Annotated in this window: 1 pseudogene; it reads right to left on the reverse strand. The window is 64.3% G+C overall.

Annotated features, from left to right (window positions below):
• A pseudogene (locus ACZYOF_RS44895) lies at positions 1–130 on the reverse strand (IS481-like element ISHne2 family transposase); the annotation flags it as partial.
• Positions 131–252 lie beyond the last annotated feature (122 nt).

The following is a 252-nucleotide window of genomic DNA, read 5'->3' on the forward strand; positions in this document are numbered from 1 at the left end:
GGCCGTTCTGCTGCGGCTTGCCCGGAGCAATGCGTTCCGGCGTGACGCCGGCCTTGATCAGCTTCACCGACAGCCTTGACAGTCCGCCGGCGCCTGTCGACGCAAAGGGGGCGCCATTGTCCGACCGGGTGCCGTCCGAAAAGCGGTTGGAATTGAAAGTGGCGTAGTCTCCGGGGTGATCAACCTCGAATCACCCGGCGTTGACGCGCCGGGCTGGAGACCACGCCATGACAAGCGTTACCACGAAGGCTT

This window comes from Bradyrhizobium sp. LeoA1Lang (assembly GCF_055413685.1).